A 24,052-nucleotide genomic window follows, 5' to 3' on the forward strand; every position below is an offset into this window, starting at 1 on the left:
CGCTGGAAAAGCCCTGTCTTGCGACGGGGCTTTTTCGTTTGTGGGGTGAGTCTCTTGCAAAGCTGTTTGTATGGGCTGTTGGCGTACGATGTAGGTGTCGTGGTTTGGGGTCGCTGCGCTCATTTTTGCAAGAGTCTTATGTCTTGATTGTTTTTCGGCTCGTCCGTATGGCGAGAGGCGTTTGTTATGAAGTTTGTTGATGAAGTATCGATTCGCGTAAAGGCTGGTGACGGCGGCAATGGCGCCATGAGTTTCCGTCGGGAAAAATTTATCGAGAACGGTGGCCCGAACGGCGGTGATGGCGGTGACGGCGGTTCCATCTACATGATGGCCGACGAAAACCTCAATACCCTGGTGGACTACCGTTACACCCGGCACTTCGATGCCGAGCGTGGCTCCAACGGCGGCAGTACCGACTGCACTGGCAAGAAGGGCGAGGATCTGATCCTGCGTGTACCCGTTGGTACCACGGTGATCGACTCCGCCACTCAGGAAGTGATCGGTGACCTGACCAAGGCCGGTCAGAAATTGATGGTAGTGCAGGGCGGCTGGCACGGTCTGGGCAACACCCGTTTCAAATCCAGTACCAACCGTGCGCCGCGCCAGACCACTCCGGGCAAGCCGGGTGAGCAGCGCGACCTGAAACTGGAAATGAAAGTGCTGGCTGACGTCGGTCTGCTGGGTTTGCCGAATGCCGGTAAAAGTACCTTTATCCGTTCGGTATCGGCCGCCAAGCCGAAAGTTGCCGACTACCCGTTCACCACGCTGGTGCCGAACCTGGGTGTGGTCAGCGTCGATCGCTGGAAGAGCTTCGTCATTGCCGATATTCCGGGTTTGATCGAAGGCGCTTCCGAAGGTGCTGGTCTGGGCATTCGCTTCCTCAAGCACTTGGCGCGTACGCGTCTGCTGCTGCACCTCGTGGACATGGCGCCGCTGGATGACGCCAGTGCACCGGATGCCGCTGAAGTGATCGTCAACGAGCTGATCAAGTTCAGCCCGTCCCTGGCGGAGCGTGATCGCTGGCTGGTCCTGAACAAGTGCGACCAGATCCTTGATGAAGAGCACGATGCTCGCGTCAAGGAAATCGTTGATCGCCTGGAGTGGACGGGTCCGGTCTACGTGATCTCGGCCATCTCCAAGCTCGGTACCGAGCGTCTGTGCCACGACATCATGCGCTACATGGAGGATCGTGCTGATCGCCTGGCCAATGACCCGGCTTACAAGGAAGAGCTGGCTGATCTCGATCAGCGCATCGAAGACGAGGCTCGCGCGCAACTGCAGGCGCTGGATGACAAGCGTGCCCTGCGTCGCAGCGGCGTGAAGTCGGTCCACGACATCGGCGACGATGATTGGGACGAAGAAGATGTGGATGACGAAGACGGTCCGGAAATCATTTACGTGCGTGACTGATTCGTTGCGATAAACTTAAGCGCCGCTCAATCGAGCGGCGTTTTGGTGTCTGGAAATCGATTGTTGGTCGCGAATAACCACGAATAACGTCACGGGCAGTGCCAGGTCGCGCTGTCCTCAAGCTAAGGTTGAAGATGATGCGGAGCAAGGTGACAGGTGCGCAGCGTTGGGTCGTGAAGATCGGCAGCGCATTGCTGACGGCGGACGGCAAGGGCCTGGATCGCGCGGCAATGGGTGTCTGGGTTGAGCAGATGGTGGCCTTGCATGAGGCGGGTGTCGAGCTGGTGTTGGTGTCCTCGGGGGCAGTGGCGGCCGGTATGAGCCGTTTGGGCTGGACCTCGCGACCCAGTGCGATGCACGAGCTTCAGGCTGCTGCTGCAATCGGTCAGATGGGGCTGGTACAGGCGTGGGAATCGAGCTTTGCCAAGCATGGCCGGCATACCGCGCAGATTCTCCTGACCCATGACGACCTGTCCGATCGCAAGCGCTATCTGAACGCCCGAAGCACCTTGCGTGCGCTGGTCGAGCTGAAGGTTATCCCGGTGATCAACGAAAATGACACCGTGGTCACCGATGAGATCCGTTTTGGCGACAACGACACCCTGGCGGCGCTGGTGGCGAACCTGGTCGAGGCTGACCTGCTGGTGATCCTGACGGATCGCGACGGCATGTTCGACGCTGATCCGCGCAACAATCCGGATGCCCGGCTCATTTATGAGGCGCGTGCCGATGATCCGGCGCTCGATGCGGTGGCAGGCGGTACGGGTGGGGCGCTGGGGCGTGGCGGCATGCAGACCAAGCTGCGTGCTGCGCGTCTGGCGGCCCGTTCCGGTGCCCACACCATCATCGTCGGTGGGCGGCTTGAGCGTGTGCTGGATCGTCTCAAGGCGGGCGAGCGCATCGGCACTTTGCTGTCGCCGGAGCGCGGCATGCTGGCTGCGCGCAAGCAGTGGCTGGCCGGTCACCTGCAAACCCGAGGCACCCTGGTGCTGGATGCGGGTGCGGTGATTGCGTTGTCCCAAGGCAACAAGAGCTTGCTGCCAGTCGGAGTCAAATTGGTGCAGGGCAGCTTCCGTCGCGGTGAAATGGTGGTGTGCGTGGCGCCGGACGGTCGCGAGATCGCTCGTGGGCTGGCCAACTACAGTGCGCTGGAAGCACAAAAAATCATTGGTCAGTCGTCTGAGGCGATTGTCGGTCTGTTGGGTTATATGGCGGAGCCGGAACTGGTTCATCGCGATAACCTGATTCTGGTCTGAAGGAATACCTGAATGCGCGTGGCAAAAGGATTGTTGGGGTTGCTGTTGGCGCTGCCCCTGCTGGCTTCGGCCGAAGAGATCGGTCAGGTGTCGACGGTGTTCAAGTTTGTCGGGCCGAATGACCGGATTGTGGTCGAGGCCTTTGATGATCCCAAGGTCGAAGGTGTGACCTGCTACCTGTCGCGGGCCAAGACTGGCGGCGTGAAGGGTGGTCTGGGGTTGGCCGAGGATCGTGCCGAGGCATCTATCGCTTGCCGGCAGGTGGGGCCAATCAGTTTCAAGGGCGAGCTCAAGGATGGCGACGAGGTGTTCAAGGAGCGCACCTCGCTGGTATTCAAGACCATGCAGGTGGTGCGTTTTCTCGACAAGAAGCGCAATACGCTGGTGTATCTGGTGTACAGCGATCGCTTGATCGAGGGCAGTCCGCAGAATGCCGTCACGGCCATCCCGATCTTGCCGTGGGCGCACGCCCAATAATCTGACGCAAATCGAACTGTGGGAGCGAGCTTGCTCGCGATAGCGGACTGTCAGTCAACGATGATGTTGAATGTGATGGCCCCTTCGCGAGCAATCTCGCTCCCACAGTTTTTTGTATGTTCATCAAATCGCAGGCAATAAAAAACCGACCCTGAGGTCGGTTTTTTAATGAACGAGTCGCTTAGGCAGCAGCGGCAACGTTCAGGGCCTTTACGTGGCCATTCAGGCGGCTCTTATGACGAGCGGCCTTGTTCTTGTGGATGATGCCTTTATCGGCCATACGGTCGATAACTGGCACAGCCAGAACGTAAGCGGCTTGAGCTTTGGCAGCGTCTTTTGCGTCGATGGCCTTAACTACATTCTTGATGTAGGTACGAACCATGGAACGCAGGCTGGCGTTGTGGCTGCGACGCTTCTCAGCCTGTTTTGCACGTTTTTTGGCGGAAGGTGAGTTGGCCACCGTCGAGCTCCTCGAAAGACTTTTTAGGAAATAGCAAACAAAATAGGCCGCGAATCATGCCGATGAAGATAAGTCTTGTCAAGGGCGCTTGAAACGTTCCGCTAAGTGGTAGGTATAAAGAGGCGGGATATTTATTTCCGGCGCTTGACCTGTAAACTCGCGAGCTTTGGCTCTGTGCTGTTGCGGCGCGGAGTATCGCACAAGTAGGCGCATTGTTCGCCTGCTGTTTATCGACAGGCACAAACTCCTTCCATGAATCTGCTCAAATCGTTGGCCGCCGTCAGCTCTATCACGATGCTTTCCCGGATTTTGGGATTTGTTCGAGACACCCTCATAGCGCGTGCATTTGGCGCGGGAATGGCGACCGACGCCTTTTTTATCGCCTTCAAGTTGCCCAATCTGCTGCGGCGAATCTTTGCCGAAGGGGCGTTTTCCCAGGCGTTCGTGCCGATTCTTGCCGAATATAAAGGCCAGCAGGGCGAGGAGGCGACCCGAACCTTCATTGCCTACGTCTCGGGCCTGCTGACGCTGGTGCTGGCGCTGGTCACCGTGCTGGGCATGATCGCCGCGCCGTGGGTGATCTGGGTGACGGCACCGGGTTTCACCAGCACGCCGGAAAAATTCGAGCTGACATCAAGCCTTTTGCGGGTGACTTTTCCCTACATTCTGCTGATTTCCCTGTCGTCATTGGCCGGTGCGATCCTCAATACGTGGAACCGCTTTTCGGTGCCGGCCTTCGTGCCGACCCTGCTCAACGTCAGCATGATCATCTTTTCGGTGTTTTTGACGCCGTACTTCGACCCGCCGGTGATGGCGCTCGGCTGGGCGGTTCTGGCGGGCGGGCTGGCGCAATTGCTTTATCAGCTGCCGCACCTGAAAAAGATCGGCATGTTGGTGCTGCCGCGCCTGAACCTGCGCGACACTGGCGTCTGGCGCGTCATGAAGCAAATGTTGCCGGCCATTCTCGGGGTGTCGGTGAGTCAGATTTCGCTGATCATCAACACTATTTTTGCCTCGTTCCTGGTCGCCGGCTCAGTGTCCTGGATGTATTACGCCGACCGTTTGATGGAGTTGCCGTCCGGCGTGTTGGGCGTCGCGCTGGGGACAATTTTGCTGCCGACCCTGGCCAAGACCTACGCCAGCAAGGATCGTCACGAGTATTCGCGCATCCTCGACTGGGGTTTGCGCCTGTGCTTTGTATTGGTGCTGCCTTGCTCGCTGGCATTGGGGATTCTGGCGGAGCCGTTGACGGTTTCCTTGTTCCAGTACGGCCAGTTCAATGCGTTTGATGCATCGATGACCCAGCGTGCCCTGATCGCTTATTCGGTCGGGTTGCTCGGGATTATCGTGATCAAAGTGCTGGCTCCCGGTTTTTATGCGCAACAAAACATTCGCACACCGGTAAAAATTGCGATTTTCACCCTGGTGATCACCCAGTTGTTCAACCTGATGCTGATCGGGCCGCTGGCTCACGCAGGCCTGGCCCTGGCGATCAGTGCTGGCGCCTGCCTCAATGCCGGTTTGCTGTTCTATCAACTGCGCAAACAGCAGATGTACCAACCGCAGCCGGGCTGGGCGAAGTTCGCGTTCAAACTGCTGGTCGCGGTGGCGGTGATGTCCGCGGTACTGTTGGGTGTGATGCACTTTATGCCAGCCTGGGATCAGGGGCATATGCTCGAACGCTTCTTGCGTCTGGGGGTGTTGGTGGCGGCGGGTGTGGTGGCTTATTTCGGCATGTTAGTGTTGATGGGCTTCCGTTTGCGCGACTTCAATCGCAAGGCGCTGGAATAGAGGTTCTGGCTTCGATAAACACGGGCGAGCCGACAGTTTTGTCGGCTCGATCACTTTGGGTTACGGTGTTGCCTGTCGTCGGCCGCCGGGTGTGGTTATAATCGACCACTTTATGAGCAAGAAGCGCGTTATGCAGCTGGTTCGAGGCCTCCACAATCTGCGCCCCCAGCATCGGGGCTGTGTCGCCACTATTGGCAACTTTGACGGTGTTCACCGTGGTCACCAGGCTATCCTGGCGCGGCTGCGTGAACGTGCGCTCGAGTTGGGCGTGCCCAGCTGCGTGGTGATTTTCGAGCCGCAGCCGCGAGAATTTTTCGCCCCGGACACGGCCCCGGCCCGTCTGGCCCGGCTGCGGGACAAACTGCAGCTGCTGGCCGACGAAGGTGTCGACCGCGTCCTGTGCCTGGCCTTCAACCAGCGGCTGAGCAAGCTCAGCGCCAGCGAATTCGTTGATACCATCCTGGTGGACGGCCTTGGGGTACAGCACCTTGAAGTCGGAGACGACTTCCGGTTCGGCTGCGACCGCATAGGGGATTTCGATTTCCTGCAACAAGCCGGCATCGTTCAGGGCTTTACCGTCGAGGCGGCGCAAACCGTTGAGCTGGACGGTATTCGCGTCAGCAGCACGCAGGTCCGCAATGCCCTGGCCGCAGCTGATTTTGCCTTGGCCGAGCGCCTGCTGGGTCGGCCGTTCCAGATTACGGGGCGGGTGCTGCACGGCCAGAAGCTGGCGCGCCAGTTGGGTACGCCCACGGCCAACATACAACTCAAGCGCCGTCGAGTTCCGCTTTCCGGGGTTTACCTGGTCAACATCGACATCGACGGCAAGACCTGGCCAGGCGTCGCCAATATCGGCGTGCGGCCAACCGTACAAGGTGATGGCAAGGCCCACCTTGAAATACATCTTTTGGATTTTGCCGGCGATCTGTATGACCGGCGTTTAACGGTGGTTTTCCACCACAAGCTGCGTGAAGAGCAGCGTTTCGCCTCTCTGGAGGCGTTGAAAACGGCGATCAACGCGGATGTCGCCGCCGCCCGTGCACTAGCCGCACCTAGCGCCCATCGCTAATGAAGAGCCTTAAATGACCGACTATAAAGCCACGCTAAACCTTCCGGACACCGCCTTCCCAATGAAGGCCGGCCTGCCTCAGCGCGAACCGCAGATTCTGCAGCGCTGGGACAGCATTGGCCTGTACGGAAAGTTGCGCGAGATTGGCAAGGATCGTCCGAAGTTCGTATTGCACGACGGCCCTCCGTACGCCAACGGCACGATTCACATCGGTCATGCGCTGAACAAGATTCTCAAGGACATGATCATCCGCTCGAAGACTCTGTCGGGCTTCGACGCGCCTTATGTTCCGGGCTGGGACTGCCACGGCCTGCCGATCGAGCACAAGGTCGAAGTGACCCACGGCAAGAACCTGGGGGCAGACAAGACCCGCGAACTGTGCCGGGCCTATGCCACCGAGCAGATCGAAGGGCAGAAGTCCGAGTTCATTCGCCTCGGTGTGCTGGGCGACTTCGCCAACCCGTACAAGACCATGGACTTCAAGAACGAGGCCGGGGAAATCCGTGCCCTCGCCGAAATCGTCAAGGGCGGTTTCGTGTTCAAGGGCCTCAAGCCTGTGAACTGGTGCTTCGACTGCGGTTCGGCCCTGGCCGAGGCGGAAGTCGAGTACGAGAACAAGAAGTCCTCGACTATCGACGTGGCCTTCCCGATCGCCGACGAAGCCAAACTGGCTGCCGCCTTCGGTCTGCCAGCCCTGGGCAAACCGGCTTCGATCGTGATCTGGACCACTACCCCGTGGACCATCCCGGCCAACCAGGCGCTGAACGTCCACCCGGAATTCAACTACGCCCTGGTCGATGTCGGCGACAAACTGTTGGTACTGGCCGAGGAACTGGTCGAGTCGTGTCTGGCGCGCTACTCGCTGGAAGGTTCGGTCATTGCAACCACCACCGGTAAAGTGCTGGAGCTGATCAACTTCCGTCACCCGTTCTACGACCGCCTGTCGCCGGTTTACCTGGCAGACTACGTTGAACTGGGCGCGGGCACCGGTGTGGTTCACTCCGCTCCGGCCTACGGCGTGGACGACTTCGTGACCTGCAAGAAGTACGGCATGGTCAACGATGACATCCTCAACCCGGTACAAAGCAATGGCGTTTACGTGCCGTCGCTGGAGTTCTTCGGCGGCCAGTTCATCTGGAAGGCCAACCCGGCCATCGTCGACAAGCTGACTGAAGTCGGTGCGCTGTTGCACACCACCATCATCGAACACAGCTACATGCACTGCTGGCGCCACAAGACCCCGCTGATCTACCGCGCCACCGCGCAGTGGTTCATCGGCATGGACAAGCAGCCGACCACCGGCGACACCCTGCGCCAGCGCTCGCTCAAGGCCATTGAAGAGACCCGGTTCGTTCCGGCCTGGGGCCAGGCGCGCCTGCACTCGATGATCGCCAACCGTCCGGACTGGTGCATCTCCCGCCAGCGCAACTGGGGCGTGCCGATCCCGTTCTTCCTGAACAAGGAAAGCGGCGAGCTGCACCCACGTACCGTCGAGCTGATGGAAGAAGTTGCCAAGCGCGTTGAAGTCGAAGGCATCGAAGCCTGGTTCAAGCTGGACGCCGCCGAGCTGCTGGGCGCTGAAGCGCCACAGTACGACAAGATCAGCGACACCCTGGACGTCTGGTTCGACTCGGGCACCACGCACTGGCACGTCCTGCGCGGTTCGCACCCGATGGGCCACGAAACCGGCCCACGCGCCGACCTGTACCTGGAGGGCTCGGACCAGCACCGTGGCTGGTTCCACTCGTCGCTGCTGACCGGTTGCGCTATCGACAACCACGCACCGTATCGCGAATTGCTGACCCACGGCTTCACCGTCGACGAGTCCGGCCGCAAGATGTCCAAGTCCCTGGGCAACGTGATTGCGCCACAGAAAGTCAACGACACCCTGGGCGCCGACATCATGCGCCTGTGGGTCGCTTCGACCGACTACTCGGGTGAAATGGCGGTTTCCGAGCAGATCCTGCAACGCAGTGCGGATGCCTACCGCCGTATCCGTAACACCGCGCGCTTCCTGCTTTCGAACCTGACCGGTTTCAACCCGGCCACCGACCTGCTGCCGGCCGAAGAAATGCTGGCACTGGACCGTTGGGCCGTGGACCGTACTCTGCTGCTGCAACGCGAGCTGCAGGAGCACTACAGTGAATACCGCTTCTGGAACGTGTACTCGAAGATCCACAACTTCTGCGTGCAGGAGCTGGGCGGCTTCTATCTCGACATCATCAAGGACCGCCAGTACACCACCGGTGCCGACAGCAAGGCCCGCCGTTCGTGCCAGACCGCGCTGTTCCACATCAGCGAGGCGCTGGTGCGCTGGATCGCGCCGATCCTGGCGTTCACCGCTGACGAACTGTGGCAGTACCTGCCGGGCGAGCGTAACGAGTCCGTCATGCTCAATACCTGGTACGAAGGCCTGACCGAACTGCCGCAAGGCTTCGAGCTGGATCGCGCTTACTGGGACCGGATCATGGCGGTCAAGGTCGCGGTCAACAAGGAAATGGAAATCCAGCGTGCGGCCAAGGCTGTCGGTGGCAACCTGCAAGCCGAAGTGACGCTGTTCGCCGAAGACGCGCTGACCGCCGACCTGGCCAGGCTGAGCAACGAACTGCGCTTCGTACTGATCACGTCGACCGCAAGTGTTGCACCATTGGCGCAGGCACCGGCCGACGCTGTGGTCACCGAAGTCAGCGGCCTGAAGCTGAAGATCGTCAAGTCGAGCCACGCCAAGTGCGCCCGTTGCTGGCACTGCCGTGAAGACGTCGGCGTGAACCCGGAGCATCCGGAAATCTGCGGCCGTTGCGTCGACAACATCAGTGGCGCTGGCGAGGTCCGTCACTATGCCTAATGCCGTTGGCCGTTTCGGACGGCTGAGCTGGCTCTGGTTGAGTTTGCTGGTTCTGGTCATCGACCAGGCCAGCAAGTTCTACTTCGAAGGCAAGCTTGCGATGTACCAGCAAATCGTGGTGATCCCCGATTACTTCAGCTGGACCCTGGCCTACAACACCGGTGCGGCATTCAGCTTTCTGGCTGACAGCTCCGGCTGGCAGCGCTGGCTGTTCGCGTTGATCGCTGTCGTGGTCAGTGCGGTGCTGGTGGTGTGGCTCAAGCGTCTGGGGCGCAACGAGACCTGGCTGGCGATAGCGCTTGCACTGGTGCTTGGCGGCGCGCTGGGCAATCTGTATGACCGCATTGCCCTGGGGCATGTGATCGATTTCATTCTGGTGCACTGGCAGAACCGCTGGTATTTCCCGGCGTTCAACTTTGCCGACAGTGCAATCACGGTTGGTGCTGTCATGCTGGCACTGGATATGTTCAAAAGTAAAAAGACCGGAGAAACCGTTCATGACTGAACAGGTATTGGCTGAGCAACGCATCGGTCAGAACACGGAAGTCACCTTGCATTTCGCGTTGCGCCTGGAGAACGGCGACACCGTGGACAGTACTTTCGACAAAGCCCCGGCGACCTTCAAGGTCGGTGACGGCAACCTGTTGCCAGGTTTCGAAGCGGCCCTGTTCGGTTTCAAGGCGGGTGACAAGCGTACGCTGTGCATCGAGCCGGAAAACGCTTTCGGCCAGCCCAACCCGCAAAACGTGCAGATCATCCCGCGCTCACAGTTCCAGGACATGGAACTGTCGCCTGGCTTGCTGGTGATCTTCAACGATGCAGCCAATACTGAATTGCCAGGTGTGGTCAAAGAGTTCGATGATGCGCAAGTGACCATCGACTTCAACCATCCGCTGGCTGGCAAGACGCTGACCTTTGACGTGGAAATCATTTCCGTCAAGGCGCTGTAATCGCTTTTATGTAGGAGCCGGCTTGCCGGCGAAGGGGCCTTCAAGCCCTGTGGTGAATTGGCTGCCCCCTTCGCTGGCAAGCCAGCTCCTACAAATGATCTAATTCCCTGCGCGCAAGACACGAGGCACAGCATGCAAATCAAACTCGCCAATCCCCGTGGCTTCTGCGCCGGTGTGGACCGGGCGATCGAAATCGTCAACCGCGCCCTGGAAGTCTTCGGGCCACCGATCTACGTGCGCCATGAAGTGGTTCACAACAAGTTTGTCGTCGAAGACCTGCGCTCCCGTGGTGCGATTTTCGTCGAAGAACTGGACCAGGTGCCGGACGATGTCATCGTGATCTTCAGTGCCCACGGCGTTTCCCAGGCCGTGCGCAGTGAAGCGGCTGGCCGTGGGCTGAAAGTGTTCGACGCCACGTGCCCGCTGGTGACCAAAGTCCACATCGAGGTGGCGCGGTACAGTCGCGACGGCCGTGAATGCATTCTCATCGGCCACGCCGGTCACCCGGAAGTCGAAGGCACCATGGGCCAGTATGATGCCAGCAATGGCGGCGCAATCTACCTGGTCGAAGACGAGAAAGACGTTGCGGCGTTGCAGGTGAACAACCCTGAAGCACTCGCCTTTGTGACCCAGACCACGCTGTCGATGGACGATACCAGCCGCGTTATCGACGCTCTGCGTTCGCGCTTCCCGGCCATCGGTGGACCGCGCAAGGACGACATTTGCTACGCCACGCAAAACCGTCAGGACGCGGTCAAGCAACTGGCCGACGAGTGTGACGTGGTACTGGTGGTCGGCAGTCCGAACAGCTCCAACTCCAATCGCTTGCGCGAATTGGCAGAGCGCATGTCCACTCCGGCCTACCTGATCGACGGTGCCGAAGACCTGCAAAAGAGCTGGTTCGATGGTGTCGAGCGTATCGGCATCACCGCCGGTGCATCCGCCCCGGAAGTCCTGGTGCGCGGCGTGATCCAGCAGTTGCAGGCCTGGGGTGCCACCGGTGCCGATGAGCTGGCCGGTCGCGAGGAGAACATTACGTTCTCGATGCCTAAAGAACTGCGCGTTCGCTCGTTGACCTGAATTTTTTCCTCTTTTCGCATAACGGATGCTCAGCCTTGTCGCTACGCAGGCTGACGCGACCGGTCCGGGCCAACACCACTTGATGTTGGCTCACCGGTTTGCGAACAGCGCAAACGTGTAGCGTCCCTCCAAACAGTGACTCGCCCTGACCTCTGAAGCGTATTGAGCTTTCGACCGGACCGTTCCCCACAATCGACAGGCGTGCGCCGCTCTGGTGTTGGGCCAGCAGTGGATTGTCGCTGTCCATCTCTCCCTTGCCGCTGATATCCAGAATGATCCGCCAGCCCTGGCTCCAGTCGCCATTGATGCCGTGAATCACCACGGCCTGGTTACGGACGATGGCTTCCGTCCGGGCGGTGCGAATACCACTGAAAAGAGCCTGTGCCGCTTGCTCTCTTTGGTTCGACTCGATGAGTGCTCCGTATGTCGGGCTGATCAAATGCAGAACAATTCCTGTAATTGCCAGTCCCATGAGCAGTTCGATCAGGCTGAAGCCTTGTTGCCGCATGACATCTCCCTCCCTGGTGTGCTGTGGCTCGCGCAATCCCTGCGCGAGAAATGGCAACGCAAACGCGCCGCATCGCTCGAATGTTGTGTGGTGCAAGGTCAGGTATAGCCGAAGGAAACAGAAGATCTCGATGGATCATCCTACAAAAGGTTTCACGCTGATCGAGTTGCTGGTCGCGTTCGCGATCCTTCTGATTCTGCTGACGCTGGCTGTCCCGGCGTTTACCCGCTCGACGCAAACAACCAGAGCTGATGCTGAAATCGCTGACTTGCGACGAGCCCTGAATTTTGCCCGGCTCGAAGCCGTCGAGCGGGGCAACACCACACGGGTGCGCCCGACGGCCGGTGGGGATGTCTGGAGTGGGGAACTGGCGGTTTACGACGGTACGGGCGCTTTGGCCAATGTATTGCGGGTTGTTCCAGCGATGAGCAGCGGCGCAAATCTGGCACTAACCTCAGGCCTGACTTTCATCGATTTCAACAGTATGGGCGGATTGTCATCATCGTCCTCGGAGGTGGTGATCAGCTATGGGCGGGGCGCACAGAGCAGGACGCTGACGGTGTGTTTGAACGGACGAATTCTATTGGGTGGAAATTGCGGATGAAAGCAGGGAGCAAGCGCAGGCAGGAAGGCATGACGCTGATCGAAGTGCTGGTGGCGCTAGTCATTCTGGGCGTGGGGTTGCTGGGAGCAGCGGCGTTTCAGCTCAATGCGTTGAAGTACACCGATAGCGCGCGAATGAACAGTCAGGCCAGTTTTATCGCCTACGACATGATGGACCGCATTCGCGCCAATGCCGCTGCGGACTACACCATCGCGCCGCCGGCTTCGGGCAATCCGGACGTTACCCGGGATCAGGACCTGTTTGACTTCAACGCCAATATTGTCAATTCGCTCGGTGCTACCGCGACGGGCAGCGTCACCGTCAATCAGCAGGTGTACACCATCACGATTACCTGGGACGACTCACGGGCTGCGAAGGCCGCCGACTCGCGGCGCAGCTTCGTCCTGACCAGTCGCACGGCCATTGATCCGGTGGTGACCCCGTGAGTCGCCGCAGCAAGGGATTTGGCCTGGTCGAACTGCTGATCGCCATGGCGTTGAGCCTGGTTGTGGTGCTGGGCGTGGTACAGGTTTCCATCGCAGCCAAGAACACTTGGCTCAGCCAGAATGCGGCCGCGAACATGCAGGAGGACGCACGTTTCGTGTTGAGCAAAATGATTCAGGAAGTCCGCATGGTCGGGATGTTCGGTTGTCTGGAAACGATCACCGATTCGAGTGAGAAAAGGGATTTCCATGCCAGTCAGCTTGCACCGATACGTTGGGACAACGGTGGCCGCAAGTTGACGCTGGTTACGGCGGATGTCGGCGGCAATGGCGGCAAGCCGGACTGGACCGTGCTTACCGATTGTCGAAACAATTCGACGGCCTACAGTGAGGGGCGGACTCCAGCGGCAGGGCAGCTGGCATTTCCGATCCGGCGGCTGATTTACAGCTTCAGCAACAACCAACTGCTGATGAAGGGCGGGGCCGCTGCGCCCCAGGTATTGGTGGACAACGTCAGCGCTTTCGACGTGAGCTTCGGCCTGGCCAGTACGGCCACTGATCTGGCTGCTTCGCGCTACAGCAGCAACCCGCCGGATCCCGCGCTGATTCGTAGCGTTCGCCTGAGCCTGACCCTCACCGATCCGAATCGCCGGGTGAGCGATCAAACCTTCAACGTGGTTGCCGCTTTGCGCAACCGCTTGCCATGAGAGGGTGCCAATGATTCGGTCTCCCATGACGTATTGCGCTCAACGCGGCATGGCACTGTTGGTCAGTCTGGTGTTCTTGCTCTTGCTGACGCTGATGGGCCTTTCATCGATGCAGAGTGCCAGCCTGCAGGAAAAAATGGCCGGTGGCGTCGCCTTGCGCAATCAGTCGTTCCAGAGTGCCGAAGCCGCATTGCGGGTGGGCGAGAGTGCCGTGCGGCGGGACAGTTATGCGTTACCTGTTTGCAGCGGCATCGTTCAATGCGCACCACCGTCCGAGTCGTCGACTATTACCGCTGCCGGTTTCAACGCCTCTTCAGGCGTGACCTGGGTTGCATCGGGCAAGGGGTTTTATGGCGTGCAAAATATTGGTATCAGCAAAAATGCGGTGAATGTGCCCATCAATACCCCGGCGACCCTGTATCGGGTAACGGCGGTCGGCATCGCGGGGCATTTGCGCAGTGTGGTGGAGAGCATCTATGCGAAGTACTGAGCGACCTGTCAGGTTATGGTCACAACTGATCGGTGTCGTAGTCGCGATTGACCTGTCGATGTCGGCACACGCTGCCACGACAGCGGATTCGCCAGCGCTGAACCGGCCAACCTGTCTGGCGAATGGCAACTGGTACGGTTTTTACCACAGTAATCAGGGGTTGAAAGCCGTCTGCCTGAAGCTGCCCAAGTCAATCGGCGTTAAGATGCTCGACAGCAACGGCGATGGAATAGTCGACAACAGCGACACGCTCTCCGACGGCGTGATCTTTGTTGGAGAGCATTCGACCCAGGACGCCGGTGATAATGGCGGCGCCGTCAACGATTCCACTGGCGACGGTACTGCAGGGATGGAAAAATCCGGCGGCAGCCGTCGCATCATGTGGCGACAAATACAGTAAGTGAGAGTTGAGGCATGCGTAGTTCCAACCGCGGTTTTACCCTGATCGAAATCATGATCGTGATTGCGATCATCGGGATTGTCATGACCATTGCCGCCCCGAGTTTCACCGAATACCTGAACAAGGGCCGTCGCGCAGAAGTAGCCGGTCTGCTCTCGGAGCAGGCGCAGCTTCTGGAACGCTTCTACTCGCAAAAAAATGCCTACACCGATGCGACTGGCCTCAGTGCCGGCAATGATTACTATGCCATCACACCGACCCTCACCGACCAGACCTTTCTGCTGACGGCGGTGCGCAAGGCTGACTCGAGCATGGCCACTGACAAGTGTGGCGACCTGACCATCACCAATACCGGAGTCCTCGGCATGATCAACGCAAAAGCCGGCCTGACCAGCAAAGACTGCTGGGGGCGCTGAGTTTTTTTCGGGTGCCTGTTGCACCCTCTGTCTATTTAACGATTGGATCAGAACATGACCAGGCAACAGCAAGTGGTGATTGTCGGCGGCGGAGTGATTGGCTTGCTGACGGCCTTCAATCTGGCGTCCGAAGTGCAAAGCGTTGTGCTGCTGGATCGCTCGAACGTAGGCCAGGAATCGTCCTGGGCGGGTGGCGGCATCGTTTCGCCGCTTTACCCATGGCGCTACAGCCCGGCGGTCACCGCGTTGGCTCACTGGTCCCAGGACTTCTATCCACAACTGGGCGAGCGCTTGTTTGCCGCCACCGGCGTTGATCCTGAAGTGCACACCACCGGTCTGTACTGGCTGGATCTGGATGACGAGGCTGAAGCGCTGGCATGGGCCGCCCGGGAAAATCGTCCGTTGAGTGCGGTGGATATTACGGCAGCCCACGACGCCGTGCCGGTGCTGGGCAGCGGTTTTTCCCGGGCGATCTACATGGCCGACGTCGCCAACGTGCGTAATCCGCGATTGGTGAAGTCACTCAAGGCCGCGTTGCTGGCGCTGCCGAACGTGACGATCCATGAGCACTGCGAAGTCAGCGGGTTTGTTCGTGACGGCAATAAAGTGGTCGGCGTGCAGACCGCCACAGGTGCCGTCTTGGGCGATCAAGTCGTCCTGACGGCGGGGGCCTGGAGTGGTGATTTGCTCAAACATCTGGATCTGACGCTGCCGGTCGAGCCGGTGAAAGGGCAGATGATTCTCTACAAGTGCGCGGCGGATTTCCTGCCGAGCATGGTCCTGGCCAAGGGCCGTTATGCGATTCCCCGGCGCGACGGGCACATTCTGATCGGCAGTACGCTGGAGCATGAAGGTTTTGACAAAACACCGACCGGGTCGGCACTGGAAAGCCTGAAGGCGTCCGCGGTGGAATTGATTCCGGCACTGGCCGAGGCCGAAGTGGTGGGGCATTGGGCCGGATTGCGCCCGGGGTCACCCGAGGGCATTCCTTATATCGGCCCGGTACCGGGGTTTGGCGGGCTCTGGCTCAACTGCGGGCATTACCGCAACGGGCTGGTGTTGGCGCCAGCGTCATGCCAGTTGTTTGCCGATGTGATGCTGGGCCGGGCGCCGATTATCGATCCGGCGCCTTATGCGCCTGCCGGGCGGCTTTGACTGCGGGACAGTTGTCGTTTGTCAGATCGCCGTCGCGAGCAAGCTCGCTCCCACAGGGTCATTGGTGAACACAACAACTGCGAACACCTCAGAACCATTGTGGGAGCGAGCTTGCTCGCGATGGGGGCCTCAATCCAGTCCCAGCTTCTTCAGTCGGTAACGCATCGACCTGAATGACAGATTCAATCGCTGAGCCGCCGCCGTGCGGTTCCAGCGGGTTTGCTCCAGGGCCTGGAGCAGCAGTTGGCGTTCGACGTTTTCCAGGTAGGTTTCCAGATTGTCGATCCGGGTCAGGTCCGGCAAGCCACCTTCAGCCCCACAGTTGCCTTGCGCCAGGCGCAGGTCACCGGCTTCGATCTGATTGTTCTCACACAGTGTGTGCGCCCGTTCGAGCATGTTTTCCAGTTCCCGCACATTGCCCGGGAAGCGATAGTTTTTCAGCGCGTCGAGGGCCTGGGAGTGGAGTCTCGCTGCAGGTTGACCGGTATCGGCGGCCAGACGCTTGAGTATGTGGCTGGCCAGTATTTCGATGTCATCACGACGCTCACGCAAGGGCGGCACCGAGAGCTCGATCACGTTCAAACGGTAGTAAAGATCATGACGAAAGCGTCCGGCGGCGACTTCGGTGCCAAGGTCCTTGTGCGTGGCGCAGAGAATGCGCACATCCACCGCCACTTCCTGCTGCCCGCCGACGCTGCGTACGGCTTTCTCCTGAATCGCGCGCAGCAGTTTGACTTGCATGGCCAACGGCAGGTCAGCCACTTCGTCGAGGAGCAGGGTGCCGCCGTGAGCTGTCTGGAACAGACCGGGCTTGTCTTCGATGGCGCCGCTGAAACTGCCTTTGCGATGGCCGAAAAACTCGCTCTCCAACAGTTCCGAAGGAATCGCCGCGCAGTTGATCGCAATGAACGGCTGATTGGCGCGAGGGCTTTGTTCATGGATCAGGCGCGCGACCAACTCCTTGCCGCTGCCGGATTCTCCGCTGATGTATACCGTCGCATGGCTGCTGGCCAGTTTGGTGATCTGTTTGCGCAGGTTGCGCATGGGCAATGAGTCTCCCAGCAGACATCGATCGAAGCCGACCCCGCGGGCAGGAACCAGCAGGGCGCTGGTGACCAGTTCACGCAGGCGCGTAAGGTCCACCGGTTTGGTCAGGAAGTCGAATGCCCCGGCCTTGAGCACATTGATCGCGGTTTCGAGGCTGGCATAGGCGGTGATCATCGCCACCTGGACCTGAGGGTGGCTTTGCTGGATGTGCTGCACCAACTCCAGGCCAGTGCCATCCGGCAATTGCATGTCGGTCAGGCATAGATCGAAGGATTCGCGTTTCAGCAGGGATTGCGCTTCGCCGACGTTGCGGGCATTGAACGTCTCCAGTCTCATCCTTCCCAGGGTGATTTCCAGGAGTTCGCGAATGTCCGGCTCGTCATCGACGATCAAGACTTTTTGTCGTGGTCTCGTATTCAACATGGGCTCCGTCCGTGAGCAAAGGTAATGCAAAAGCAGCCGTTTTCCTGGCGTGCCTCGAAGTCTAGGCGGGACAGAATGCTTTCGTCCGGCTGGCCGGACCGATAAAGCCCCAGACCCTTGATATAGGGGGCTGGGGCTTCATTATTGAGTATTTCCAGTGATTTCAGGTCGAGCCGTAGCGGCGACATTTGCTCGCGGCACAACCAGTGGAGGACGTTTTCGATTACCCGGTTCATTCGCAGAGAGTGATCTTGAATAATCTGCGTCAGACGTCGATCGACGCCTTTCAGTTCCTTGGGTGCGTGCGATAGTCCTCAATCGGCCGTCATTTCCGGTGACGTATCAGCGGCCTCTGGAACCCTTGTCTTGCTCGAGATGAGCCTGGCTGCAATACCATTGTTGGTCGTGGCTCAGCGCGCGGTCACGGGGCAGGTGAACGCCGCAATGGGCACAACGGACCATGGGCGCCGCTTCTCGTTCGGCAGGGGGCCTGGGGGTGGATGCCTGCCCCTTGAACTTGCGCCAGAACCATACTGCAGCGGCAATCAGGGCAATCCAGAACAATAAACGAAGCATGGTGTGCTGCTTTTTGATTGATGAAGCGGCAGTTTAGCCAAGGACCTGACAGGCGCACAGTGTAATAAAGCGCTGAAATAAAAAAGGGAGACTCGAAAGTCTCCCTCATTGCACAACCCGAGGTGTCAGTCGAACACGCCGAAAGTCATGCGGCTGAACCACGAGCGGTCGCTGTCGTTGCCTTGCGCTTCGTGATTTTCTTCTTCGACCGCGTCGCCATTGTCGTCTTTAGGCTTGAGCTCGGCCGGGATCGCGTCCTTGGCGTCCTGGAACTGCCTCTGTACGTCCTGGTTGGCGCGGGTTTCGCCCGGTGGCAGCGGCGGACGGGACTCGATCAGGCCCAGGGTCGCCTTGCTCAGCCACGAACGGTTGTCGGCTTCGGCCACGGTCGGTACGAACTGACCGTCCACCAGCGTCGGGTGGTTCGGGTAGTTGAGTTTCAGGGTTTCCAGGCTGGTGGCAGCCAGTTCGTCCAGGTGCATGCGCTGGTAGGCCTCGGTCATCACCGCCAGGCCGTCGCCGACCGAAGGGGTTTCCTGGAAGTTTTCCACCACGTAACGACCGCGGTTCGCGGCGGCGACATAGGCCTGACGGGTCAGGTAGTAGTCGGCCACGTGAATTTCGTAGGCCGCCAGCAAGTTGCGCAGATAAATCATGCGCTGCTTGGCGTCTGGTGCGTAGCGGCTGTTCGGGAAGCGGCTGGTCAGCTGGGCGAACTCGTTATAGGAGTCGCGGGCGGCACCCGGGTCACGCTTGGTCATGTCCAGTGGCAGGAAGCGCGCCAGCAGGCCGACGTCCTGGTCGAAAGAAGTCAGGCCCTTGAGGTAGTAGGCATAATCGACGTTCGGATGCTGTGGGTGCAGACGAATGAAGCGTTCCGCAGCGGACTTGGCGGCTTCTGGCTCGGTGTTCTTGTAGTTGGCGTAGATGAGTTCGAGTTGCGCCTGATCGGCATAACGACCGAACGGATAACGCGATTCCAGAGCCTTGAGCTTGGCGATGGCACTGGTGTAGCTACTGTTGTCCAGGTCATTTTGAGCCTGCTGGTACAGCTCGACCTCACTGAGGTTTTCGTCTACGACTTCCTTCGATGAGCAAGCAGCGGTCAATGCGAGGATGGCGATCAGCAGCAGGTGTTTCACTTGCATGGCGGCTTGCGTCCCTATGACGGCCGCTGTCTTGGGCGTGGCCGTCCTGTTATGATGAACGCCCCGTTGAATAGCCTCGGGGCAAAAGACGCCGTATTTAACCACAAGCGCGCAGCCGAAACCAAAGGCTGTGCCGACGCCTAGTCTGAGCATGTCCGATAAAATTGAACTTCGCGCAGAGGTGCCGTCCGAATTGGGCGGCCAACGCCTCGATCAAGTCGCCGCACAATTATTCGCTGAGCACTCGCGCTCGCGCCTTTCCGCCTGGATCAAAGACGGCCGCCTGACTGTGGATGGGGCGGTTATCCGCCCGCGAGACATTGTCCATGGCGGCGCCATCCTTGAATTGACTGCCGAGCAGGAAGCTCAGGGCGAATGGGTCGCTCAAGACATTGCCCTGGACATCGTCTACGAAGACGACGACATCCTGGTGATCAACAAGCCTGCGGGCCTGGTGGTACACCCGGCTGCCGGTCATGCCGATGGCACCCTGCTCAACGCCTTGCTGCACCACGTGCCGGACATCATCAATGTGCCCCGCGCCGGTATCGTGCACCGTCTGGACAAGGACACCACCGGTCTGATGGTGGTGGCCAAGACCATTCAAGCGCAGACGCAGTTGGTGACGCAGTTGCAGAGCCGCAGCGTCAGCCGAATCTACGAGTGCATCGTGATCGGTGTGGTGACAGCCGGAGGCAAGATCAATGCGCCGATCGGTCGTCACGGCCAGCAGCGCCAGCGCATGGCCGTGATGGAAGGCGGCAAGCAGGCCGTCAGCCATTACCGCGTGCTCGAGCGTTTCCGCTCCCACACCCACGTGCGGGTGAAGCTGGAAACCGGTCGTACGCACCAGATTCGCGTACACATGGCGCACATCAACTACCCGTTGGTCGGAGATCCCGCCTACGGTGGTCGCTTCCGTATTCCGCCGGCCGCCAACCCAACCATGGTCGAATCCCTGAAAAACTTCCCGCGTCAGGCGCTGCACGCGCGTTTCCTGGAACTGGATCATCCGACCACCGGTCAGCGGATGAGCTGGGAATCGCCGTTGCCGGAAGATTTCGTCTGGCTGCTGACCCTGCTCAAGCAAGACCGCGAGGCGTTCATCGGATGAGTGACTGGCTGATTCCTGACTGGCCCGCGCCGGCCGGGGTCAAGGCCTGCGTCACCACCCGTGCGGGCGGCGTCAGTGTGGCGCCGTTCGACAGCCTCAACCTCGGCGATCACGTCGACGACAGCCCTGAAGCTGTTGCCGAGAATCGCCGTCGTCTTACCGATCATTTCTCCATTCAACCGGCCTGGCTGCAACAGGTCCACGGTATTGCCGTGGCCCATGCCGATCCGGGCCGGGTGGTCACCGCCGATGCCAGTTGGACGTCGACACCCGGTATCGCCTGTGCGGCGATGACCGCCGACTGCCTGCCAGCGTTGTTTTGTGACCGTGCCGGTACTCGTGTCGCGGCGGCCCACGCCGGTTGGCGCGGGCTGGCGGCTGGTGTACTGGAGGCCACGCTCGACAGTCTGGTGGTACCGCCTGACGAGGTATTGGTCTGGCTTGGTCCGGCCATCGGTCCGCAAGCCTTTGAAGTTGGGCCTGAAGTGCGCGAAACCTTCGTGCAGCAGTTGCCGCAAGCGGCAGAAGCCTTTGTGCCGAGCCAAAATCCCGGCAAGTTCATGGCCGACATCTATATGCTGGCGCGCCTGCGCCTGGCAGCTCGCGACGTCACAGCTGTCTATGGTGGCGGTTTTTGCACCGTGACCGATCCGCGCTTCTTTTCTTATCGCCGTGCGTCCCGCACCGGCCGATTTGCCTCCCTTATCTGGCTCGAATACTAGACTGAGCTGACCTGCATCAACGTCCCGACGCTTGAAACTCCCAGAATCGACCACATCTATTGTGCTATCTGGCAGGTTTCTTCATTCGGGATGTTTATAGGTCCGGCCTGCTCAAAAGGAAGGTGACCCATGCGTATAGACCGTTTAACCAGCAAATTGCAGTTAGCGTTGTCCGATGCCCAATCCCTGGCTGTCGGCCACGATCATCCGTCCATTGAACCGGCGCATTTGATGCAAGCCTTGCTCGAGCAACAGGGCGGCTCGATCAAGCCTCTGCTGATGCAGGTGGGCTTCGACGTCAACAGCCTGCGTAAAGAGTTGACCAAAGAGCTCGACCAGCTACCGAAAATCCAGAACCCGACCGGCGACGTGAACATGTCGCAGGATCTGGCGCGCCTGCTCAACCAGGCCGATCGTCTGGCCCAGCAGAAGGGCGACCAGTTCATCTCCAGCGAACTGGTGCTGCTCGCCGCCATGGACGAGAACAGCAAGCTGGGCAAACTGTTGCTTGGTCAGGGCGTGAGCAAGAAAGCCCTGGAGAACGCAATCAACAACCTGCGCGGTGGCGAGGCGGTCAACGACCCGAACCACGAAGAGGCGCGCCAGGCCCTGGATAAATACACCATCGACCTGACCAAGCGCGCCGAAGACGGCAAGCTCGATCCGGTGATCGGTCGGGACGATGAAATTCGCCGGACCATCCAGGTGCTGCAACGTCGGACCAAGAACAACCCGGTGCTGATCGGTGAGCCTGGCGTGGGTAAAACCGCCATCGCCGAAGGCCTGGCTCAGCGCATCATCAACGGTGAAGTGCCGGACGGCCTCAAGGGCAAGCGTCTGTTGTCCCTGGACATGGGGGCGCTGATTGCCGGTGCCAAGTATCGCGGTGAGTTCGAAGAACGGCTCAAGGCGTTGCTCAATGAGCTGTCGAAGCAGGAAGGGCAGATCATTCTGTTCATCGACGAACTGCATACCATGGTCGGCGCCGGTAAAGGCGAAGGCTCGATGGATGCGGGGAACATGCTCAAGCCGGCCCTGGCCCGTGGTGAGCTGCATTGCGTGGGTGCCACCACACTCAACGAGTACCGCCAGTACATAGAGAAGGACGCCGCTCTCGAGCGACGTTTCCAGAAAGTGCTGGTGGACGAGCCGAGCGAAGAAGACACCATCGCCATCCTGCGTGGCCTCAAAGAGCGGTATGAGGTTCACCACAAGGTGGCGATCACTGACGGAGCGATCATTGCCGCGGCCAAACTCAGCCATCGTTACATCACTGACCGGCAGCTTCCGGACAAGGCCATCGACCTGATCGATGAAGCCGCCAGCCGCATCCGCATGGAGATCGACTCCAAGCCGGAAGTGCTGGACCGTCTGGAGCGTCGCCTGATTCAGCTGAAGGTGGAGTCCCAGGCGCTGAAGAAAGAAAGCGACGAGGCGGCGAAGAAGCGTCTGGAAAAATTGCAGGAAGAAATCGCTCGTCATGAGCGTGAGTACTCGGATCTCGAAGAAATCTGGAACTCGGAAAAAGCCGAGGTTCAGGGTTCTGCGCAGATCCAGCAGAAGATCGAGCAGTCCCGTCAGGAACTGGAAGCGGCCCGCCGTAAAGGCGACCTGAACCGCATGGCGGAGTTGCAGTACGGGGTGATCCCGGACCTGGAACGCAGCCTGCAAATGGTCGACCAGCATGGCAAACCCGAAAACCAGTTGCTGCGCAGCAAGGTGACTGAAGAAGAGATCGCCGAAGTCGTGTCGAAGTGGACCGGTATCCCGGTGTCGAAGATGCTCGAAGGCGAGCGCGAAAAACTGATGAAGATGGAAAGCCTGTTGCACCAGCGTGTGATCGGCCAGGAAGAGGCGGTCGTGGCGGTTTCCAATGCGGTGCGGCGTTCCCGCGCCGGGTTGTCCGACCCGAACCGGCCAAGCGGCTCGTTCATGTTCCTCGGCCCGACCGGTGTCGGTAAAACCGAGCTGTGCAAGGCGCTGGCCGAGTTCCTCTTCGATACGGAAGAGGCGATGGTGCGGATCGACATGTCCGAGTTCATGGAGAAGCACTCCGTGGCTCGCTTGATCGGTGCGCCACCGGGTTACGTCGGTTATGAAGAGGGCGGTTACCTGACCGAGGCCGTGCGCCGCAAGCCATATTCGGTGATCCTCATGGATGAGGTCGAGAAGGCGCACCCGGATGTGTTCAACATCCTGCTGCAAGTACTCGAAGACGGTCGTCTGACCGACAGCCATGGCCGCACGGTGGATTTCAAGAACACCGTGATTGTCATGACGTCCAACCTGGGATCAGTGCAAATCCAGGAACTGATCGGTGATCGTGAGGCGCAGCGTGCTGCGGTGATGGATGCGATTTCCACGCACTTCCGGCCGGAGTTCATCAACCGGGTCGATGAAGTGGTGATCTTCGAGCCATTGGCGCGGGATCAGATCGCCGGCATTACCGAGATTCAGTTGGGCCGTCTGCGCAGCCGCCTGACCGAGCGCGAACTGAAGCTTGAGCTCAGCCCTGAGGCGATGGACAAGCTGATCGCGGTCGGTTACGACCCGGTGTACGGTGCACGGCCGCTCAAGCGCGCTATCCAGCGCTGGATCGAGAACCCGCTGGCGCAGCTGATCCTGTCCGGTCGATTCATGCCGGGCGATACCGCTCACGGCGTGGTGGAAAACGACGAAATCGTTTTCGTCTGATCCTTTGTAGGAGCTAGCTTGCCAGCGATGGTCGTTAACGATGGCGTGTGATAACTGACTAAACGCGGCGCCTTTGAGACCATCGTCGGAACGCCGCCCGGAGCAAGCTCGCTCCTGCAAGAACAACATTGCTCGTCTTGCGAGGCTTTTTTTTCGTTAGGCTGTTGAACTCAAAGGAAAAGGCTTGTAAAGTGCGCCCCGCAGTCAGTCACCCACCAGGGTTTCCGCTCCCCATGCAGGAATCCAAAATAAGTTGCAAATCATTAA

The 24,052-nt window shown here is 59.5% G+C and carries 24 protein-coding genes and 1 pseudogene; 19 read left to right on the forward strand and 6 right to left on the reverse strand.

Annotated elements, in window-relative coordinates:
• The first annotated feature begins 186 nt into the window (after positions 1-186).
• From cgtA to KGA81_RS18990, 3 genes are all read left to right on the forward strand, one after another.
• Positions 187-1,410: an Obg family GTPase CgtA gene (gene cgtA, locus KGA81_RS18980; protein ID WP_008052064.1), complete on the forward strand. Its 1,224-nt coding sequence runs from the start codon at positions 187-189 to the stop codon at positions 1,408-1,410.
• 137 nt (positions 1,411-1,547) lie between these two features.
• Positions 1,548-2,666: a glutamate 5-kinase gene (gene proB, locus KGA81_RS18985; RefSeq protein ID WP_223547734.1), complete on the forward strand. Its 1,119-nt coding sequence runs from the start codon at positions 1,548-1,550 to the stop codon at positions 2,664-2,666.
• A 12-nt stretch (positions 2,667-2,678) separates the two neighbouring features.
• A complete protein-coding gene (locus KGA81_RS18990; protein ID WP_150803287.1) occupies positions 2,679-3,143 on the forward strand; it encodes a CreA family protein in 465 nt (154 codons plus the stop codon).
• Between the two features lie 181 nt (positions 3,144-3,324).
• Here the strand turns inward: KGA81_RS18990 and rpsT are convergent, their stop codons facing one another.
• Entirely contained in the window at positions 3,325-3,603 is a 279-nt protein-coding gene (gene rpsT / locus KGA81_RS18995; RefSeq protein ID WP_007970922.1) for a 30S ribosomal protein S20, read from the reverse strand.
• A 252-nt stretch (positions 3,604-3,855) separates the two neighbouring features.
• Between rpsT and murJ the strand changes: the two genes are divergently transcribed.
• From murJ to ispH, 6 genes are all read left to right on the forward strand, one after another.
• Positions 3,856-5,394, forward strand: coding sequence for a murein biosynthesis integral membrane protein MurJ (gene murJ, locus KGA81_RS19000; protein ID WP_223547684.1), 1,539 nt, complete (start codon positions 3,856-3,858; stop codon positions 5,392-5,394).
• 130 nt (positions 5,395-5,524) lie between these two features.
• Positions 5,525-6,463, forward strand: a complete 939-nt coding sequence (gene ribF, locus KGA81_RS19005; RefSeq protein ID WP_223547685.1) for a bifunctional riboflavin kinase/FAD synthetase — start codon at positions 5,525-5,527, stop codon at positions 6,461-6,463.
• A 13-nt stretch (positions 6,464-6,476) separates the two neighbouring features.
• The gene (ileS, locus tag KGA81_RS19010; protein WP_223547686.1) at positions 6,477-9,308 is read left to right on the forward strand and encodes an isoleucine--tRNA ligase; all 2,832 of its coding nucleotides are present in this window, start codon (positions 6,477-6,479) and stop codon (positions 9,306-9,308) included.
• Complete coding sequence (gene lspA, locus KGA81_RS19015) at positions 9,301-9,813, forward strand: signal peptidase II (RefSeq protein WP_223463599.1); 513 nt, start codon at positions 9,301-9,303, stop codon at positions 9,811-9,813. Before ileS ends, lspA begins: the two co-directional genes overlap by 8 nt.
• A gap of 7 nt (positions 9,814-9,820) precedes the next feature.
• On the forward strand, positions 9,821-10,258 hold the full coding sequence (gene fkpB / locus KGA81_RS19020) for an FKBP-type peptidyl-prolyl cis-trans isomerase (protein ID WP_223547735.1): 438 nt from the start codon (positions 9,821-9,823) through the stop codon (positions 10,256-10,258).
• 132 nt (positions 10,259-10,390) lie between these two features.
• Positions 10,391-11,338, forward strand: coding sequence for a 4-hydroxy-3-methylbut-2-enyl diphosphate reductase (gene ispH / locus KGA81_RS19025; RefSeq protein ID WP_223547687.1), 948 nt, complete (start codon positions 10,391-10,393; stop codon positions 11,336-11,338).
• On the opposite strand, the gene KGA81_RS19030 is transcribed toward ispH, so the two are convergent.
• Entirely contained in the window at positions 11,307-11,846 is a 540-nt protein-coding gene (locus tag KGA81_RS19030; RefSeq protein WP_223547688.1) for a GspH/FimT family pseudopilin, read from the reverse strand. The two genes, ispH and KGA81_RS19030, sit on opposite strands and share 32 nt — an antisense overlap.
• A gap of 130 nt (positions 11,847-11,976) precedes the next feature.
• Between KGA81_RS19030 and KGA81_RS19035 the strand changes: the two genes are divergently transcribed.
• Genes KGA81_RS19035 through thiO form a run of 7 tightly spaced genes read left to right on the forward strand, consistent with a single transcriptional unit; the run spans position 11,977 to position 16,061 of the window.
• Positions 11,977-12,450: a GspH/FimT family pseudopilin gene (locus KGA81_RS19035; RefSeq protein WP_223547689.1), complete on the forward strand. Its 474-nt coding sequence runs from the start codon at positions 11,977-11,979 to the stop codon at positions 12,448-12,450.
• Complete coding sequence (gene pilV / locus KGA81_RS19040) at positions 12,447-12,896, forward strand: type IV pilus modification protein PilV (protein ID WP_223547690.1); 450 nt, start codon at positions 12,447-12,449, stop codon at positions 12,894-12,896. Before KGA81_RS19035 ends, pilV begins: the two co-directional genes overlap by 4 nt.
• Positions 12,893-13,600, forward strand: coding sequence for a PilW family protein (locus KGA81_RS19045; protein ID WP_223547691.1), 708 nt, complete (start codon positions 12,893-12,895; stop codon positions 13,598-13,600). Before pilV ends, KGA81_RS19045 begins: the two co-directional genes overlap by 4 nt.
• A gap of 10 nt (positions 13,601-13,610) precedes the next feature.
• The gene (locus KGA81_RS19050; RefSeq protein ID WP_223547692.1) at positions 13,611-14,090 is read left to right on the forward strand and encodes a PilX N-terminal domain-containing pilus assembly protein; all 480 of its coding nucleotides are present in this window, start codon (positions 13,611-13,613) and stop codon (positions 14,088-14,090) included.
• 58 nt (positions 14,091-14,148) lie between these two features.
• The gene (locus tag KGA81_RS19055; protein ID WP_223547693.1) at positions 14,149-14,490 is read left to right on the forward strand and encodes a hypothetical protein; all 342 of its coding nucleotides are present in this window, start codon (positions 14,149-14,151) and stop codon (positions 14,488-14,490) included.
• A gap of 14 nt (positions 14,491-14,504) precedes the next feature.
• The gene (locus tag KGA81_RS19060; RefSeq protein ID WP_223547694.1) at positions 14,505-14,906 is read left to right on the forward strand and encodes a type IV pilin protein; all 402 of its coding nucleotides are present in this window, start codon (positions 14,505-14,507) and stop codon (positions 14,904-14,906) included.
• A 54-nt stretch (positions 14,907-14,960) separates the two neighbouring features.
• Positions 14,961-16,061, forward strand: coding sequence for a glycine oxidase ThiO (gene thiO / locus KGA81_RS19065; protein ID WP_223547695.1), 1,101 nt, complete (start codon positions 14,961-14,963; stop codon positions 16,059-16,061).
• A gap of 129 nt (positions 16,062-16,190) precedes the next feature.
• Here the strand turns inward: thiO and KGA81_RS19070 are convergent, their stop codons facing one another.
• The 4 genes and pseudogenes from KGA81_RS19070 to KGA81_RS19085 all read right to left on the reverse strand — a co-directional run bounded on the left by KGA81_RS19070 (position 16,191) and on the right by KGA81_RS19085 (position 19,255).
• Complete coding sequence (locus tag KGA81_RS19070; protein ID WP_223547696.1) at positions 16,191-17,531, reverse strand: sigma-54-dependent transcriptional regulator; 1,341 nt, start codon at positions 17,529-17,531, stop codon at positions 16,191-16,193.
• Positions 17,525-17,827 (reverse strand): annotated as a pseudogene (locus tag KGA81_RS19075) (hypothetical protein); the annotation flags it as partial. The gene KGA81_RS19070 and the pseudogene KGA81_RS19075, both read right to left, overlap by 7 nt.
• A 46-nt stretch (positions 17,828-17,873) precedes the next feature.
• Complete coding sequence (locus tag KGA81_RS19080; RefSeq protein WP_108216441.1) at positions 17,874-18,107, reverse strand: PP0621 family protein; 234 nt, start codon at positions 18,105-18,107, stop codon at positions 17,874-17,876.
• Positions 18,108-18,232: 125 nt separating this feature from the next.
• Positions 18,233-19,255, reverse strand: a complete 1,023-nt coding sequence (locus KGA81_RS19085) for an outer membrane protein assembly factor BamD (RefSeq protein WP_223547697.1) — start codon at positions 19,253-19,255, stop codon at positions 18,233-18,235.
• A gap of 151 nt (positions 19,256-19,406) precedes the next feature.
• Here KGA81_RS19085 and rluD point away from each other — a divergent pair, with 151 nt between their 5' ends.
• The 3 genes from rluD to clpB all read left to right on the forward strand — a co-directional run bounded on the left by rluD (position 19,407) and on the right by clpB (position 23,785).
• A complete protein-coding gene (rluD, locus tag KGA81_RS19090; RefSeq protein ID WP_008052092.1) occupies positions 19,407-20,369 on the forward strand; it encodes a 23S rRNA pseudouridine(1911/1915/1917) synthase RluD in 963 nt (320 codons plus the stop codon).
• Positions 20,366-21,091 carry a peptidoglycan editing factor PgeF gene (pgeF, locus tag KGA81_RS19095; protein ID WP_223547698.1) on the forward strand — a complete coding sequence of 242 codons (726 nt, stop codon included), beginning with the start codon at positions 20,366-20,368 and terminating at the stop codon, positions 21,089-21,091. Before rluD ends, pgeF begins: the two co-directional genes overlap by 4 nt.
• Before the next feature lie 129 nt (positions 21,092-21,220).
• Positions 21,221-23,785, forward strand: a complete 2,565-nt coding sequence (gene clpB / locus KGA81_RS19100) for an ATP-dependent chaperone ClpB (RefSeq protein WP_223547699.1) — start codon at positions 21,221-21,223, stop codon at positions 23,783-23,785.
• Positions 23,786-24,052: the final 267 nt, after the last annotated feature.

Source organism: Pseudomonas sp. A-B-19 (assembly GCF_019947515.1).
Lineage (GTDB): Bacteria > Pseudomonadota > Gammaproteobacteria > Pseudomonadales > Pseudomonadaceae > Aquipseudomonas.

Bases quoted from the DNA above. Each gene is read 5' to 3' on its own strand.
- pilV (WP_223547690.1), top strand. From the start codon at position 12,447: ATGAAAGCAGGGAGCAAGCGCAGGCAGGAAGGCATGACGCTGATCGAA.
- KGA81_RS19080 (WP_108216441.1), bottom strand. From the start codon at position 18,107: ATGCTTCGTTTATTGTTCTGGATTGCCCTGATTGCCGCTGCAGTATGG.
- KGA81_RS19055 (WP_223547693.1), top strand. From the start codon at position 14,149: ATGTCGGCACACGCTGCCACGACAGCGGATTCGCCAGCGCTGAACCGG.
- KGA81_RS19030 (WP_223547688.1), bottom strand. From the start codon at position 11,846: ATGCGGCAACAAGGCTTCAGCCTGATCGAACTGCTCATGGGACTGGCA.
- ileS (WP_223547686.1), top strand. From the start codon at position 6,477: ATGACCGACTATAAAGCCACGCTAAACCTTCCGGACACCGCCTTCCCA.
- KGA81_RS19060 (WP_223547694.1), top strand. From the start codon at position 14,505: ATGCGTAGTTCCAACCGCGGTTTTACCCTGATCGAAATCATGATCGTG.
- murJ (WP_223547684.1), top strand. From the start codon at position 3,856: ATGAATCTGCTCAAATCGTTGGCCGCCGTCAGCTCTATCACGATGCTT.
- ribF (WP_223547685.1), top strand. From the start codon at position 5,525: ATGCAGCTGGTTCGAGGCCTCCACAATCTGCGCCCCCAGCATCGGGGC.
- KGA81_RS18990 (WP_150803287.1), top strand. From the start codon at position 2,679: ATGCGCGTGGCAAAAGGATTGTTGGGGTTGCTGTTGGCGCTGCCCCTG.
- thiO (WP_223547695.1), top strand. From the start codon at position 14,961: ATGACCAGGCAACAGCAAGTGGTGATTGTCGGCGGCGGAGTGATTGGC.
- pgeF (WP_223547698.1), top strand. From the start codon at position 20,366: ATGAGTGACTGGCTGATTCCTGACTGGCCCGCGCCGGCCGGGGTCAAG.
- KGA81_RS19085 (WP_223547697.1), bottom strand. From the start codon at position 19,255: ATGCAAGTGAAACACCTGCTGCTGATCGCCATCCTCGCATTGACCGCT.
- ispH (WP_223547687.1), top strand. From the start codon at position 10,391: ATGCAAATCAAACTCGCCAATCCCCGTGGCTTCTGCGCCGGTGTGGAC.
- KGA81_RS19035 (WP_223547689.1), top strand. From the start codon at position 11,977: ATGGATCATCCTACAAAAGGTTTCACGCTGATCGAGTTGCTGGTCGCG.
- proB (WP_223547734.1), top strand. From the start codon at position 1,548: ATGCGGAGCAAGGTGACAGGTGCGCAGCGTTGGGTCGTGAAGATCGGC.
- lspA (WP_223463599.1), top strand. From the start codon at position 9,301: ATGCCTAATGCCGTTGGCCGTTTCGGACGGCTGAGCTGGCTCTGGTTG.
- KGA81_RS19070 (WP_223547696.1), bottom strand. From the start codon at position 17,531: ATGTTGAATACGAGACCACGACAAAAAGTCTTGATCGTCGATGACGAG.
- cgtA (WP_008052064.1), top strand. From the start codon at position 187: ATGAAGTTTGTTGATGAAGTATCGATTCGCGTAAAGGCTGGTGACGGC.
- clpB (WP_223547699.1), top strand. From the start codon at position 21,221: ATGCGTATAGACCGTTTAACCAGCAAATTGCAGTTAGCGTTGTCCGAT.
- KGA81_RS19050 (WP_223547692.1), top strand. From the start codon at position 13,611: ATGATTCGGTCTCCCATGACGTATTGCGCTCAACGCGGCATGGCACTG.
- rluD (WP_008052092.1), top strand. From the start codon at position 19,407: ATGTCCGATAAAATTGAACTTCGCGCAGAGGTGCCGTCCGAATTGGGC.